The organism is Pseudoclavibacter sp. RFBJ3 (genome assembly GCF_002931375.1).
GTDB lineage: Bacteria > Actinomycetota > Actinomycetes > Actinomycetales > Microbacteriaceae > Pseudoclavibacter.
Genome location: NZ_PSXZ01000003.1, coordinates 231,257 through 245,053, shown reverse-complemented (window position 1 = coordinate 245,053; position 13,797 = coordinate 231,257). Strand labels below are relative to the sequence as shown.

Below are 13,797 nucleotides of genomic sequence, written 5' to 3'. Positions count from 1 at the left end.
TGCCGAATGTGGCGCCTGGAGGCACGCATCCGCTCTCGGAATGCGAGGCTTCCGTGCCAAGATCTCCGCATGACCACCGCAGATCCAGAAGCGCGCGGCGCCCGCCCGCCGGGATCCGCGGCGCCCCAGACGGACCCTGCCGCGGGTCCAACCGCGGGAGCGCTCTTGGGGGTACCCGCCGAGATCCCGGCGACTCGCGGGGAGCGCATCCGGGCCGGACTGCGCGACTCGCTCGCCGCGGGGCTCGGAGTGGTGCCGCTTGGCGTGGCGTTCGGCGTGCTGGTCCAGCAGGCAGGCCTGCCCTGGTGGGTAGCCCCGTCCCTGTCGGTGTTCGTGTATGCGGGTTCGATCGAGCTGCTGCTCGTCGGGCTCATCGCCGCGGGCACGCCCATCGCGACGATGGCCCTCACCACGTTCTTCGTCAACTTCCGCCACGTGTTCTACGCGTTCTCGTTCCCCCTGCACCTCGTTCGGGGCCGGCTCGCGCGCCTCTACTCGATCTGGGCGATGACCGACGAGGCCTACGCGATCGTCACGCCCATCCCCCGCGAGCAGCGGTCCGCGACGCGACTGCTCACCCTGCAGCTCGCCCTGCAGACGTACTGGGTCGGCGGGGGCCTGCTCGGGGTGGCACTCGCGAGCGTCCTCCCCGGCGAGATCAAGGGCCTCGAGTTCTCGCTGTGCGCGCTCTTCACGGTGCTCGCCCTCGACGCGATCCGCTCCCGTGACGACGTGCCGTCGCTCCTCATCGCCGGCCTGAGCGTCTCTTTCGGGCTGCTCTTCGTGCCAGGGGCGCCCCTCTTCGCGGCGCTCATCCTCTTCGCCGTCGCGCTCGCGGTGCGCGCGCTCTTCGCCGCGAGACGAGACCGCACGGAGGCACCGGTGAGCGATGTTTGACGCCTGGTGGTTCGTGGGCGCACTCGCGGTGTGCGGCGGCATCACGTTCGGGCTCCGCGCCCTGCCGTTCGTCGCCCTCAAGCCGCTTCGCGACTCCAAGACGGTCCAGCGACTCTCGGTCTGGATGCCCGCGGGAATCCTCGCGATCCTCGCCGCCGTCACCTTCAGCGACTTCGCGAGCGAGCCGCGCACGGCACTCTGGGCGGCGCTCGCGCTCGCCGTGACGGTGGGCGTGCACCTGGGCTTGGGGCGCAGGACGCTGCTCAGCGTCGGACTCGGCACGGCGACCTTCGTCGTGCTCGTCAACCTCTTCTAACGCCTTCCAGCTCTGAGCGTCTTCCAGCTTTTCCGGACCCCTTCCCGTTTCTCCGAGCGGGGTCGAGCGAACACCCCGAGGCCGGGGTTCGCTACCTTGGCTGGCGAGTGTCGTAACTGGACTGGAACGCGCGGTGCCCGTAGCCGTCGCGCAGCATGACGACGAGGGTCGCGGTCACTCCGGCAACGGCGATGGCCGCGACGACGATTCCTGTGATGATGAGCGTGATGAGTTCCATGGGGCCACCTCCGTGACGGTCGACGAGTACTGCAGATAGGCACATCCAATCGCCACATTGGCCTGGCCGTCGCGGTCCACTTGGCGCATACTGGACCCATGGAGTCGACATCTGGTTCTCGCATATCCGCACGCACGCTGCTCTCCTTGGCGGGCGAGCTGCGTGACGACTCGTCCGCCTACGAGGCCCTCGCGGAGCGCATCCGCCTGTTGATCGTCGATGGGCGCATCCCGGTGGGGACACGCCTGCCCTCGGAGCGCGAGCTGGCTGTGCAGTCCGGGCGCAGTCGCACGACGATCGTGGCCGCCTACCAGTCGCTGCGCGACAGCGGGCATGTGCTGAGCCGGCAGGGTTCGGGGAGCCGGGTGACGCTCCCCCGCCTCGGCAGGCAGGATTACCGCCCGAGTGGCGAGGGAGAGAACTTCGGGGTCGATTTCGCTCGCGCGGTGCCGCCGCCCGTCGAGGGGCTGGCCGAGATCATCGCGGACGCCGCGAGCTCGATGCCGCTTGCGCTCGGCGCCCCCGGTTTCGACCTCCTCGGCACCCTGTCGCTGCGCTCGGCGATCGCCGAGCGCTACACGGCGCGCGGGCTGCCGACGACGCCCGAGCAGATCATCGTGACGATGGGCGCCCAGCACGCGATCTCGCTGACGGCCCACACGCTCCTCACGCGCTCGGATCTCGTCCTGGTGGAGTCGCCCACGTATCCGCACGCCTACGAGGCGATGCGCCGCGCGGGCGCTCGACTCATCGCGACGCCGGTGACCACTGGCGGCTGGGAGATCGAGCACGTCATCGAGACGATCGAGCGGATGCGCCCCGCGCTCGCGTACCTCATCCCCGATTTCCACAACCCGACGGGCGCGTCGATGCGGCCGGAAGACCGGGTGCGCGTGACGGAGGCGGCTCGGGCGGCCGGCACGATCCTCGTCGTGGACGAGACGACCGCGGACCTGTCGATCGACCGGCCGTGGGATGACGGCCCGTTCGCTCGTCACGCGCGCGGCGCGTCCCCGTTCTCCGGCTCGGGGGTCGTGACGGTCGGCTCTCTGAGCAAGGCGGCCTGGGCCGGTCTGCGCATCGGGTGGATCCGCGCCGATGCCGCCCTGATCCGCCGCTTCGTGCAGGCGCGTCCGGCCGGCGATCTGGGGACGCCGCAGATCGAGCAGCTCCTCGCGGAGCGTGTCGTGCGGGCGCTTCCGGAGCTGCTGCCCCGGCGGCGCGAGCAGATGCGCCTGCACCGTGACGCCCTGCACGCCGCGTTGAGCCTCCACCTGCCGGAGTGGCACGTGCCGTGGCCAGACGGTGGGCTGTCGATGTGGGTGCACCTGGCACAGCCGGCGAGCTCCGCGATGACGTCTCTGTCGGAGGCGCGCGGCCTGGCCCTGGTCGCTGGTCCGAAGTTCTCCATCGACGGAAGCCTCGAGCGGTTCCTTCGGGTGCCGTTCACGGCACCCGTCGCCGATCTCGAAGCTGGCACGCGGATCCTCGCCGAATCCTGGGCGCAACTCTCGGCGCGCGACGTGCGATCGATGGCGGATACGCGTCTGCCTGAGATGGTGTAGTCCATGGTTCTCTTCCTCAGCGACATCGACGGCACGCTGCTCAGCGCTCAGCGCACGCTCTCTCCACGGACGATCGCGGCGATCGAGGCGGTGCGAGCGGCCGGCCATCACTTCGTGCTGTGCTCGTCCCGGCCCCCGGAGTCGATGCGGGTGCTCGAGCGCCTGTACGGCGGCATCGGCTCGCCGCTCGTTGCCTTCAACGGCGGACTGGTGCTGTCCGGCGACGGCGAGGTGCGGCACGACGTTGCCATCTCGGCCGCTGATGCGCGCTTCATCGCCGATCACTGCGAGGCGAGCGGCTTGCACGCGAGCTTCTTCGCCGGCGAGCACTGGTATGCGTGGGGTGAGGACGAGTGGACGGACCGGGAGCGCACCCACACGTGGGTGTTCCCGGAGCCCGCCTCGACGTTGGAATTCGTCGCCTCTGGCGGCGTGGATGTGACGCCGCCGCACAAGGTGATGTGCATGGGTGACCCTGCCTTGGTCGATGCGCTGGAGGCGGCCCTCGCCGACCGTTCGGGCGTCGTGACGTACCGGTCGAAGGACACGTACCTGGAGATCGCGAACGCAGCGTGCTCGAAGGGCACGGGCCTGCTCGCGGTCGCTGACCTGCTGGGGGTGGCGCGGGAGGACCTCTACTACTTCGGCGACAACTTCAACGACCTGCCGGCCTTCGAGGTCGTCGGCCACCCGATCGCCGTTGCGAACGCCCGCCCGGAGGCGCTCGCGGTGGTGGAGTCGGTGATTCCGAGCAACACCGACGACGGTGTCGCGGTGTTCCTCGAAGATTGGCTCGCCGGAAGCGCGGGTTGACCCGGCGCGACCAGTCCACTGACCTTCGGGTGGACCGCGACACGCCCGGGCGTCTCCGATTGGATTGCAGTATCCGGTGTTTACCGGCAGATCACGGAGGTGGACTCATGGAACTTCTCGCTCTTGGTATCGGGGTTGTGGCGGTTGTCGCCTTCGCGGCGGAGACTGTTCGCGCCGTCCGCAAGGATGGGTACGCGCAGCGCCCCACGCGCTTCGGCTACAACACTCGTCAGCCGCAGCTCTAACAGCAGCTCTCCTCGCAGCACTCATCGCAGCACTTCATCGCGCTGCTGCGCTCTCTCGATTGAGAGGGCTTGGGAGGGTCTTGGTGAGCAAACGGTGCCGCCCTGGTCTTCGTGACCACGGCGGCGCTTTCGCGTTTGCGCGCCATAGCGGGGCCCTCTGAGCCGCGCCACTCCCCTCCGAGCCAGGCGGTGTCTTCCCGATTCAGACTGTGCCTCTCCGGGCCAAGCGGTGCCTCTCCGGGCCAAACTGCGCCTCTCCGGGCCAAACTGTGCCTCTCCGGGCCAAACTGTGCCTCTCCGGGCCAGGCCGTCGTGGCGGTCTCAGGGTCTTCGGTTGACCTGTGAGCGGGTGGCCGCCGGGGAGTTGGCGGCGCGCGAGTTGGCAGCCCGGGAGTTGGCTGCCCGGGAGTTGGCTGCCGGTGGCGGATATCCGCGGCGGCGGCTGGCTCTGGGCGGGACGTGCCGCCCGAGCGCGGGTACGACGTGCCAGCGTCCGTTGCTGCTGCGAGTGAGGGTGAGTCTTTCGCGGTGGACTTCGTGGTGGTGGAAGGAGCACAGCAGGATGCCGTCTTTCGCGTCGGTTGGTCCGCCTTCGCTCCAGGGGATCGCGTGGTGCACTTCGCACCAGCGGACTGGTGCGCTGCATCCGGGTGCGCGGCATTGTCGGTCGCGGGTTGCGATCGCCCGGCGTTGGGCTGTGGTGAAGAGGCGTTGTTTGCGGCCGAGGTCGAGGATCTCGCCGTTGGTGTCGGTGATCGCGATGCGGATGAGTCCGTCGCACATGATCTGCGCGGCGACGCTGGGTGGGACTGGTTCGCCGGTGCGCTCGAGGTGGGGCAGGTCTTCGGGTCGGGTGGCGGTGCCGTCTTGTCCGGCGGTGGTGGTGACGATGATGACCGTGGGTGCCTCGCCGCCGGTGCGGGGCGCGTCGGGTGACTCGGCGTAGGCGCGGAGGATCATCGTGAGCGCGTCGATGCGCTGCTGCTCGATCGAGCGCGGGTCAACCAGTGGGACGTCAACGATCTCGTCCTCACCGACGTCGCTGTGGTTGTCACCGTCGTCGCCATCGGCAAGGCCGCGAGCACAGCCGGCACCGTCATCACTGTCGTCGTTGTTGTCACCACCTGGAGCATCGTCGTGAGCCGCGCAAGTACCGTCGCTGCGGCCGGCACCGAACGGGAGCTCGTCGGCACCGAGTGCTGGAGCGAGTGGCTCCCCGCACTCGGACGCGGCCGGGAACTCCACGGCACGGCGCGGAGAGAGGAGAGCGTCGAACACCGAGAGCAGCTGCTCGCCCTGCTCGGGCGTCGCGACGAACTTCCCTGACACCGCACCGTCGGCGCGACGCGTAAACCAGAGGCCGCGCTCTTCGGCGATCTTGTCGGCGCGCGGCTCGTCGCCGTCGGGGTCGAGGTAGGAAACCCAGGTCGCGGCCTGCACCTCGAGCACCTTCGGCACCGCGGGCTGTTCATCTTCCGGATTCAGGCCGCACGCGGACGCCACGAGCTCGATCTCGCCGCGCGCGAGCTCGTCGACGTCCACCCGGTTGCCGGTGCGGTCGAGGCCCTTCGTGATCGCGGCTGCCTGCGCCACCGACATGACCCCGGAGCCCACCGCCTTCGACACCTCCGCGTACCTCGGGAGGATCGACTCGCCTGTAGCGCTCATCCGCTCCCTCGTCGCCTCTGCAAGCTGCACGAGGGTCTTCGCCTCGAAAGGCTTCACCGCGAGCACCTGCTCGACCATCGCCGCAAGGTTCCGAAACCCGGACTTCCGAGCGACCGTCTCCGCTCGAGGAGACTCGTCTTCGCGGCGCAAGAGTTCGCCAGCTACCTCAACGAGCGCGGCGTCCAGGACGCGTCGGCGAGCCGCGAGCTCACGGAGCACGACGACGATCTCCGCGTCCGGAAGGCTTGCCATCTGGCACCGCGCCTCGAGAAGCGCGTCCACGACAGCCGTCTCCATTGACGACCGCGCCGATGACTGTCCTGGCTGCGCCGACGACTGTCGACCCGATTCTTGCTCCGCCTGCGATGCCACGACAACCTCCCCCAAGATCACCATCAGACTAGCACTGGACCGAACCAAAATCTATATCAGGATCAGGTTTTCTCCAAGAAAATAGGAGCTACCTTCGAACGGAAGATCTGCCCCGGAATACCCCAGGTGAGCAGAGGAAATCCACCCGCACTTCGCCACGGGCCCCGCCCGAGCGAGCGGGAGCCGCGCCGCTGCCGAACGAGGAGGAGCACAGCAGCGTCCTACGCTGACGTGATGACCTACCTCCCCAGAGTGGTCGAGCACTCGGCCCTCACACCGGCCGAGCTCACGGCCCTGCGTGCACTCTTCGATCGCGAGTACCGCTCAGTGCACGGCGAGTGGGATCCCGAGCAGCCCTACGGCTACGCCCCGGCCTCCACGCACGCGATCGTCTTCGACGCAGCAGGTTCGGCCGTGGCGCACGTCGGGTTCCAGCGACGCGAGATCACGGTCGGCCGCGCCCAGGTCGTCGTGGCCGGCACGGGTGGCGTGCTCGTCGATGACGGGCTCCGAGGCCAAGGCCTTGGCGAGCTCGCGATGTCGCTCGCTCGAGGTGCGATGCGAGCCACCCACGACCTCGAGTACGGCTATCTGGGATGCCGGGAAGACGTCGTGCCCTTCTACGAGCGGACCGGGTGGCATCGCATCCGCGTCGTCGAGCGAAGCACTCCGCGCTCGCTCCCACCCGAGACGATGATGCCACCCGAGACAGTGATGCGAGCGGAGACGAGTGTCGAGGCAGTCGTCGAAGCGGGGTCTCCGGTGCTCATCTCGCCGATCCGGCAGAGCGTCGATTCCTGGCCTCCGGGTGTCGTCGACCTCCGGGGCAGACCCTGGTAGCGCGGGGCGCGTAGCCGGCAACGACCAGCGGCAGCAAGCAACAGGTAGCCGCGTCGGGCAGCCAGCAACGCGCGACGGACAGTCGGCAGCGAGTAGGAGGCAGCGACCGGCGGCGCTAGAGAGCTGGGGTCGGCCCCTCGCCGGCTCCCCCTGACTCGGGCCGGCCTGCGGCGTACCGCGCCTCGAGCTCGCGGAGGCGCTTGAGTCGCGCCCACGGGACGAATCCGATCCACATGACGGATGCCACTGCCGCTCCCATGATCATCGACGAGATATCCATGCGGCCCACGGTACGAGATCCGCCCCAGCCGGCGCATCGGCTGCACGACGGAGATCGCGGACGCCGACCGCCGGGCCGTGCCCGCGCGTCTGCCCGTCCGGGCCCCTGCGCCCTTGCCCCCTGCCCGTGCGCTGTGCCTGTGCCCCTGCCCCTGCCCCTACTCCCCGCTCCAGCGCCGGTCGCTGCGGTCGAGCAGCACGTAGATCGTGCGGATGAAGGCGACCAGGGCACCGATCGCGCAGATGCCGCTCACGACGAGGGACACCCAGAAGATCATCGTGAGCGCCTCCTGCTGCTGGGTGCCGACCGCGAGCTGAGCGGACGCCAGCGACGACACGACTCCGCTGAGCGCGCCGACGAGCACGAACACCATCCACCACATGAACGAGGTCGTGGACGCCCCGTCGGCCGCCGACCGGAACGAGCCCCTGGAGTGCGAAGTCATGCGTCCAGTCTGTCGATCTCGGCCCGTCGGGGAATCCCCGGAGACCCGAGGCAGACCTGGGGCACCCCGCAGTCGCCGTCCGGCTCAGGCGTGCAAAGATGACCGCATGTCGCGCACCCCGACCGAGCTTCTGAGCCCCGCAGACCAGGAGCGCCGGCGCAGCCTGCGAGTCATGAAGGCGGTGGCGTTGGGGGCCCTCCTCTTCATGGCGGTGGTGTTCGTGGTCGCGTTCGCGCTGCAACGAGATGTGCCAGCGTTCGCGTACGTTCGCGCAGCCGCGGAGGGCGGCATGGTCGGCGCGCTCGCCGACTGGTTCGCCGTGACGGCGCTCTTCCGGCACCCGCTGGGCATCCCGATCCCGCACACGGCGATCATCCCGAAGCGGAAGGACGAGATCGGCCGCACGCTCGGCGAGTTCGTGGAGACCGAGTTCCTGCGCGGCGACGTGGTGCGGACGAAGCTGCAGGCCACCTCGATCGCGGCCCGCCTCGGCGAATGGATCGAGCAGCCGGAGCACGCGGAGCGGATCGCCTCCGAGGCCTCCATCATGGCGACGGGGGTGCTCGAGGCGCTCAGCGACGACGACGTCCAGGGCCTCATCGAGGACCTGGCTCGCGAGCACCTCGTGGAGCCGCAGTGGGCTCCCCCGTTGGGCGAGTGGATGTCGCGCGTCGTCGCGACCGGCGCGCATCGGGGCGCCGTGGACCTGGCGGCCGACAGCGCCGCCGCGTGGCTCGCCGCCAACCAGAGCGCCTTCGATGGCCTCGTGTCGAGGCGTCTCCCCTCGTGGGTTCCGTCGGTCGCGACCAAGCTCGTCGACAACACCGCGTACAACGAGGCGGTCAAGTTCGTCGCGGCGGTGCGAGCGGACGACGCGCATCCCGCCAGGGCCGCCATCGACGGCTACCTGGCTCGCCTCTCGGACCAGTTGCAGCACGACCCGGAGCTCATCGCCCGCTTCGAGGGCGCCAAGGGCAACATCTTCGACAGCCCCCGCATGCGCGAGCTCGCCGCGGAGGCCTGGAACGCCGCGAAGACGGGCCTCCTGCGCTCGCTCGCCGACCCGGAGAGCGCGCTCCGCACCCGCGCCACGGCGGCGCTCGTCGACATCGGTCAGCGACTGACGACGGATGCGCAGCTCCAGCAGCGGGTGAACACGTGGGTCATCGACGCGGCGGTGTTCCTCGTCGACCGGTATCGGCACGAGATCTCGTCGATCATCTCGGACACCGTCGCCAGCTGGGACGCCGATGAGACGAGCGAGAAGATCGAGCTCATGGTGGGCCGCGACCTGCAGTACATCCGCCTGAACGGAACGATCGTGGGCGCCCTCGCGGGCGTGACGATCTTCACGGTCGCCCACGCCTTCCTCGGCTGAGGTCCCGCGGCCAGCATCTCGCACCCGCATCCCGCATCCCGCGTCCCGCGTCCCGCGTCCCGCATCCCGCACTGTCTCGAGGCCGGTCAGCCGTAGAGCTCCCGGTAGCGTCTCTGGGCGGCGGGGTGCAGCGCGATGGGGAGGGTGTCGATGAGGTTCGACGCGGTCAGGTACTGCACGCCGAGCGACCCTTCCGGCACGAGCTGCGCGGCGTCTCGGATGAGGACGTCGACGAGCGCCCTCGCCACCTGGTCCGGGAGGTCGGGCCTGGCGAGCAGGTAGTTGGAGACCCCGATCGCGGGAACCGCTTCGGCGCTCCCGTAGGTGCTGGCAGGAACCGCCGTGAGCGTGTAGACGCCGGGATGCTCGAGCTCGAGGGCCGGGAGCGCATCGGTGAGGTCGACGAGCTCCACCGCGGTGTCGAGGTCCTGCACGGCGGGGAGCGGCAGTCCGCCCGACCAGAAGATCGCGTCGACGGTGCCGGCCTCGAGGGCGGAGACGGCCCCGTCGAGGTACAGCTCGGAGATGACGCTCGCGCCCGGGCCCTCGAGGAGGCCCAGCGTGCCGAGGAGCCGCCTGGCGGTGAGCGCCGCGCCTGATTGGGGCGCCCCGACCGAGACGCGCCGCCCGGCGAGGTCGCCGATGGCGCTGACGGGCCCGTCTGAGCGCACGAAGCACTGCAGGTAGTTCTGGTAGACGCGCCCGATCGCGACCTTGTTCTGCGCGTCGGTCGCCGCCGCGTCGGCGAGCACGATGGCGAGCTCGGCGTCGCGGGCCTGCAGCATGGCCAGGTTCTCGACGCTGCCACCCGTCGTGACCACGTCGAGCCCCGCAGTGCCGTCTCGGCGGAGCGCTTCGCGGAGCAGCTCGCCGAACTGCACGTAGGTGCCGCCCTGCTCGCCGCAGGCCATGCGGATGCGCGGGGACGGCTGCCCGAGGGAGCACCCGGCGAGCGCGAAGGTCGCGGCGGCGGCCGAGGCCGCACCGGCGCCGAACAGCAGGCCGCGCCTCGTGAGGGTCACCACGTCCGCACCAAGCTGATGCGGGCGCGGAGCCCTCCTTCTGGGGCGCGGTCGTAGTCGACGGTGGCGCGGTTGGCGCGTGCCAGCTCCCCGACGATCGCGAGGCCGAGCCCGGTCCCCGGCAGGGATCGGTGGCTCGGCGAGCGCCAGAACCGCGTGCCGAGCTGGGCGAGCTCGTCCTCGTCGACGCCTGGTCCGTCATCGCTGATCTCGAGCACCGCGCGTGGGCCGTCGATCTCGAACTCCGCGAACGCCTCGAACGCCTCAGGCGGTTGGCTGCGGCCGTCGAGCGGGCCGTCAGGCTCTCCTTCGCCGGGCACCGCCGCGGACCACCCGGAGCTGGGCGCCGCGGCGAACCGGATCGTGACGCTCGCCCCCTCGCCCGCGTACTTCCGCGCGTTGTCGAGCATGGTCTCGACGATCTCCTCCAGGTCGCTCTTGCGGCACGCGACCCTGATCTCCTCGTCGCCGTCGAACCGCAGACGCATGCCCTCCTCGCGGAAGCGCTCCTCGTGGGGCGCCGTGAGCATGGCCGCCGAGGTGAGGTGCTCTCGCGCGGCGCCGTCGGCGAAGCCCGTGCGCCTGCCGCTCGCCTCTGCCGTGGCGCGGTGCTCGGCGTCGGCGAGCACCAGCATCCGGTCGACGACGTGCTCGAGACGGTCGAGGTCGCCGCCGACGGCCTCCAGCGCCGCCTCCTCCGCCTCGTCGCGCGGGAGGGCGTCGATGCGCAGGCGGATCGCGGCGAGCGGGTTGCGCAGCTGATGCGACGCCTCGGCGACGAACCCCCGCTGCTGCTCGAGCGCGTCCTCGACTCCCCTCGACATGCGCGCGAACGAGGAGGAGAGGCGCCTGAGCTCAAGGGGCCCGGTCGCGGCCGCGAGGTCGGGCTCCCGCTGCTCGGCGAGGGCGTTCGCGGCCGCGTCCAGGGCACGAACGGGACGCAGCACCCAGCTGGTCCAGAACTGCGACGCGGCGAAGAGCAGCAGCAGGAGCAGCAGGCCCGCGAGCGCGACGAGCGCCCACCAGCCGGTGATCTGCGCTTTCGCCTCCGTCTGGTTCACCTCGAGGACGACCGCCCCGGATGCGGCGCTCGCGCCGTTCGCGAACGGCTCGGCCACGAGGTGGGTGTCGTCGCTCCACGGGTAGATCGTCGAGATGGAGCGCTGCGGCACCGTGCGCGACGCGGCGAGCACGAGCGACGCGACCTGCGGGTCCAGCTCGATGCCGCCGACGGCGGACACGACCTGGCCCTCGCTGTCGACGACCATCGCCGCTTCGCCGTACGTCTCGGCGAAGCGCTCGAGGTAGCGTTCGAGCCCGGACGCGTCGTCGGCGGCCACCGCCGTCTCCGCGCGCTGCACGATCTGGTCCATCGAGGTGGCGCGCTGCAGGGTGAGCTGCTGGGTGCGGTTCACGGCGATGCCCTCGCTGGCCGGGACGATGATGGCGATGACCGTGAGCAGTCCGAAGAGCATGAGGGGCAGCAGCACCTGCAGCTTCATCGCGCCGGCTTCGTCTCGAGCCGGTAGCCGAAGCCGCGGATCGTGGTGATGGCGACGGCGGGCAGCTTCTGGCGCAGCTGCGCGAGGTGCACGTCGAAGGAGCGCGAGGTGGCGGCGTAGGCGTCGCCCCACACCTGGTCGAGGAGCTCCTGCCTGCTCACGGCCCTGCCGAGCCGTTTCGCGAGAATCGCGAGCAGCTCGAACTCGGTCGGCGTGAGCGAGACCTCGGCGCCGCCGACGACGACCCGCCGCGAGAGCAGCTCGATCCTCGCGTCGCCGAGCTGCACCACCTCGGGCTCGGCCGCGGGCGCGCGACGCCTGGCGACGGCGTCGATGCGGGCGAGCAGCTCGTGCATGCGAACGGGCTTCACGAGGTAGTCGTCGGCGCCGAGGCCGAGCGCTCGCACCGTCGAGCGCTCGTCGCCGCGGGCCGTGACGACGATGACGGGCACCTGGCTCACCTGGCGGAGCCGCCTGAGCACCTCCAGGCCGTCCATGTCCTCGAGTCCCAGGTCGAGGAGCACGAGCTCGGCGTCTCGGTGCTGGAGCAGCACGTCGCTGCCGCGGGCGACCTGCACGCAGGCGTGATCGGCGCGGCCGAGCACGGCCGCGAGGGCGGCGGAGACGGACGCGTCATCCTCGGCGACGAGCACACGCATACCCCCAATGGTAGGCGCGGGCAGAGATGCGAGGTCCACGTAAAGGGAATGTAAGGATCCGCCCGCGCCCCTTGCCCGGTGCAGAGAGTTGTCCAGTACACCCACACCGAGGTGGGGCCAGGGCTCCGCCTGCTGGCAGATGAAGATCAACGACGATGGAGAAGTCAATGACGACGACACAAGTGCCGGGCAGCCTGCGCCGCTCGGTTTCCAACACCCTGAAGGGCTCGGCCGGCAACCTCGTCGAGTGGTACGACGTCTACGTCTACTCGGTCTTTGCCTCGTACTTCGAGTTCCAGTTCTTCGACTCCGAGGACAAGAACTCGCAGATCTACATCTGGGCGATCTTCGCCGTCACGTTCCTGATGCGCCCCATCGGGGCCTGGTTCTTCGGCCGCTTCGCGGACCGCCACGGGCGTCGCCTCGCCCTCACCGTGTCGGTGTCGATCATGGCCGGATGCTCGTTTGTCATCGCCCTCACCCCCTCCGCTGCCGTCATCGGCGCCGGAGCAGCCATCATCCTCATCGTCTGCCGCCTCGTGCAGGGCTTTGCGACGGGCGGCGAGTACGGCACGAGCGCGACCTACATGTCGGAGGCGGCCATCCGCGGCCGCCGCGGCTTCCTCTCGTCGTTCCACTACGTGACCCTCGTCGGCGGCCACGTGCTCGCGCAGGCGACGCTCCTCATCATGGTGCTGGCCATGCCGACCGAGGCGATCTCCGAGTGGGGCTGGCGCATCGCGTTCGCGATCGGCGGCGTCGCCGCGATCGTCGTCTTCTACCTGCGACGCACCATGGACGAGTCGCTCAGCGAGTCGGCGCTCGAGTCGGTGAAGGACGGCAAGTCCCGCTCCTCCGGCTCGATGAAGGAGCTCATCCTGCACCAGTGGCGCCCGCTGCTGCTCTGCTTCCTCATCACGATGGGCGGCACCGTCGCCTTCTACACGTACTCGGTCACGGGCCCCGGCATCGTGAAGAAGGCGTTCGCGGGCGACGACGTCGTGTCCGGCACGATCCTGAACCTCATCGCGCTCACCGTGCTCATGCTGCTGCAGCCCATCGGCGGCTGGCTGTCCGACATCGTGGGCCGCAAGACGCTGCTCGTGTTCTTCGGCGCGGGCGGCGTGCTCTACACGTGGTTCCTGCTCACCTACCTGCCGCAGCAGACCAACGAGTTCGCGGCGTTCGGCATCCTCGTGGGCGGCTTCGTGATCCTCACCGGCTACACGTCGATCAACGCCGTCGTGAAGGCCGAGCTGTTCCCGACGCACATCCGCGCCCTCGGCGTCGGCTTCGGCTACGCCATGGCGAACTCCATCTTCGGCGGCACGGCGCCGCTCCTCTACACGGCCGCCGGCGAAGCGCAGCAGGTGCCGCTGTTCATCGTCTACGTCACCATCGCGATCGCCGCGTCGCTCGTCGTCTACGTCTTCTTCCTCCACAACAAGGGCGCGAACTGGCTCGACGACGAGAAGGCGATGCGGGCGAGGGACACGGATCGGGACGAGAAGCGCGAGGCGCGTCAGACCGCCGGCGCACGCTGACCCGCGCTGACTC

15 protein-coding genes are annotated in these 13,797 nt (G+C 69.9%); 8 read left to right on the top strand and 7 right to left on the bottom strand.

All coding sequences use genetic code 11. From position 1 onward, the window contains the following. The first annotated feature begins 69 nt into the window (after positions 1 to 69). Complete coding sequence (locus C5E07_RS03510; RefSeq protein ID WP_104298461.1) at positions 70 to 897, top strand: AzlC family ABC transporter permease; 828 nt, start codon at positions 70 to 72, stop codon at positions 895 to 897. Further along, a complete protein-coding gene (locus C5E07_RS03505) occupies positions 890 to 1,213 on the top strand; it encodes a branched-chain amino acid transporter permease (protein WP_104298460.1) in 324 nt (107 codons plus the stop codon). Before C5E07_RS03510 ends, C5E07_RS03505 begins: the two co-directional genes overlap by 8 nt. A gap of 91 nt (positions 1,214 to 1,304) precedes the next feature. On the opposite strand, the gene C5E07_RS19400 is transcribed toward C5E07_RS03505, so the two are convergent. Beyond that, positions 1,305 to 1,451 (bottom strand): hypothetical protein, encoded by a 147-nt coding sequence (locus C5E07_RS19400; protein ID WP_181057770.1) that lies wholly within the window; start codon positions 1,449 to 1,451, stop codon positions 1,305 to 1,307. A 98-nt stretch (positions 1,452 to 1,549) separates the two neighbouring features. Here C5E07_RS19400 and C5E07_RS03500 point away from each other — a divergent pair, with 98 nt between their 5' ends. From C5E07_RS03500 to C5E07_RS19395, 3 genes are all read left to right on the top strand, one after another. Then, positions 1,550 to 3,016, top strand: coding sequence for a PLP-dependent aminotransferase family protein (locus C5E07_RS03500; RefSeq protein ID WP_104240593.1), 1,467 nt, complete (start codon positions 1,550 to 1,552; stop codon positions 3,014 to 3,016). Positions 3,017 to 3,019: 3 nt separating this feature from the next. Continuing rightward, complete coding sequence (locus C5E07_RS03495) at positions 3,020 to 3,829, top strand: Cof-type HAD-IIB family hydrolase (protein WP_104298459.1); 810 nt, start codon at positions 3,020 to 3,022, stop codon at positions 3,827 to 3,829. A 107-nt stretch (positions 3,830 to 3,936) separates the two neighbouring features. Then, positions 3,937 to 4,074 (top strand): hypothetical protein, encoded by a 138-nt coding sequence (locus tag C5E07_RS19395; RefSeq protein ID WP_160072589.1) that lies wholly within the window; start codon positions 3,937 to 3,939, stop codon positions 4,072 to 4,074. 321 nt (positions 4,075 to 4,395) lie between these two features. Here the strand turns inward: C5E07_RS19395 and C5E07_RS03490 are convergent, their stop codons facing one another. Beyond that, positions 4,396 to 5,994 (bottom strand): HNH endonuclease signature motif containing protein, encoded by a 1,599-nt coding sequence (locus C5E07_RS03490; RefSeq protein ID WP_181057768.1) that lies wholly within the window; start codon positions 5,992 to 5,994, stop codon positions 4,396 to 4,398. 354 nt (positions 5,995 to 6,348) lie between these two features. Between C5E07_RS03490 and C5E07_RS03485 the strand changes: the two genes are divergently transcribed. Continuing rightward, positions 6,349 to 6,954, top strand: coding sequence for a GNAT family N-acetyltransferase (locus tag C5E07_RS03485; protein WP_104298457.1), 606 nt, complete (start codon positions 6,349 to 6,351; stop codon positions 6,952 to 6,954). A gap of 115 nt (positions 6,955 to 7,069) precedes the next feature. Here C5E07_RS03485 and C5E07_RS19390 read toward each other — a convergent pair whose 3' ends face one another. Both C5E07_RS19390 and C5E07_RS03480 read right to left on the bottom strand, forming a co-directional pair. Then, positions 7,070 to 7,234: a hypothetical protein gene (locus tag C5E07_RS19390; protein ID WP_181057766.1), complete on the bottom strand. Its 165-nt coding sequence runs from the start codon at positions 7,232 to 7,234 to the stop codon at positions 7,070 to 7,072. 157 nt (positions 7,235 to 7,391) lie between these two features. Beyond that, positions 7,392 to 7,679 (bottom strand): hypothetical protein, encoded by a 288-nt coding sequence (locus tag C5E07_RS03480; RefSeq protein ID WP_104240589.1) that lies wholly within the window; start codon positions 7,677 to 7,679, stop codon positions 7,392 to 7,394. A 106-nt stretch (positions 7,680 to 7,785) separates the two neighbouring features. Here C5E07_RS03480 and C5E07_RS03475 point away from each other — a divergent pair, with 106 nt between their 5' ends. Beyond that, positions 7,786 to 9,057 (top strand): DUF445 domain-containing protein, encoded by a 1,272-nt coding sequence (locus tag C5E07_RS03475; RefSeq protein ID WP_104240588.1) that lies wholly within the window; start codon positions 7,786 to 7,788, stop codon positions 9,055 to 9,057. Positions 9,058 to 9,143: 86 nt separating this feature from the next. Here the strand turns inward: C5E07_RS03475 and C5E07_RS03470 are convergent, their stop codons facing one another. Genes C5E07_RS03470 through C5E07_RS03460 form a run of 3 tightly spaced genes read right to left on the bottom strand, consistent with a single transcriptional unit; the run spans position 9,144 to position 12,240 of the window. Then, positions 9,144 to 10,082, bottom strand: coding sequence for a TAXI family TRAP transporter solute-binding subunit (locus tag C5E07_RS03470; protein WP_104298456.1), 939 nt, complete (start codon positions 10,080 to 10,082; stop codon positions 9,144 to 9,146). Continuing rightward, on the bottom strand, positions 10,076 to 11,581 hold the full coding sequence (locus C5E07_RS03465) for a HAMP domain-containing sensor histidine kinase (RefSeq protein WP_104298455.1): 1,506 nt from the start codon (positions 11,579 to 11,581) through the stop codon (positions 10,076 to 10,078). Before C5E07_RS03465 ends, C5E07_RS03470 begins: the two co-directional genes overlap by 7 nt. Further along, entirely contained in the window at positions 11,578 to 12,240 is a 663-nt protein-coding gene (locus C5E07_RS03460) for a response regulator transcription factor (RefSeq protein ID WP_104240585.1), read from the bottom strand. Before C5E07_RS03460 ends, C5E07_RS03465 begins: the two co-directional genes overlap by 4 nt. A gap of 167 nt (positions 12,241 to 12,407) precedes the next feature. On the opposite strand from C5E07_RS03460, the gene C5E07_RS03455 reads away from it, so the two are divergent. Then, entirely contained in the window at positions 12,408 to 13,784 is a 1,377-nt protein-coding gene (locus C5E07_RS03455) for an MFS transporter (RefSeq protein ID WP_236558539.1), read from the top strand. Positions 13,785 to 13,797: the final 13 nt, after the last annotated feature.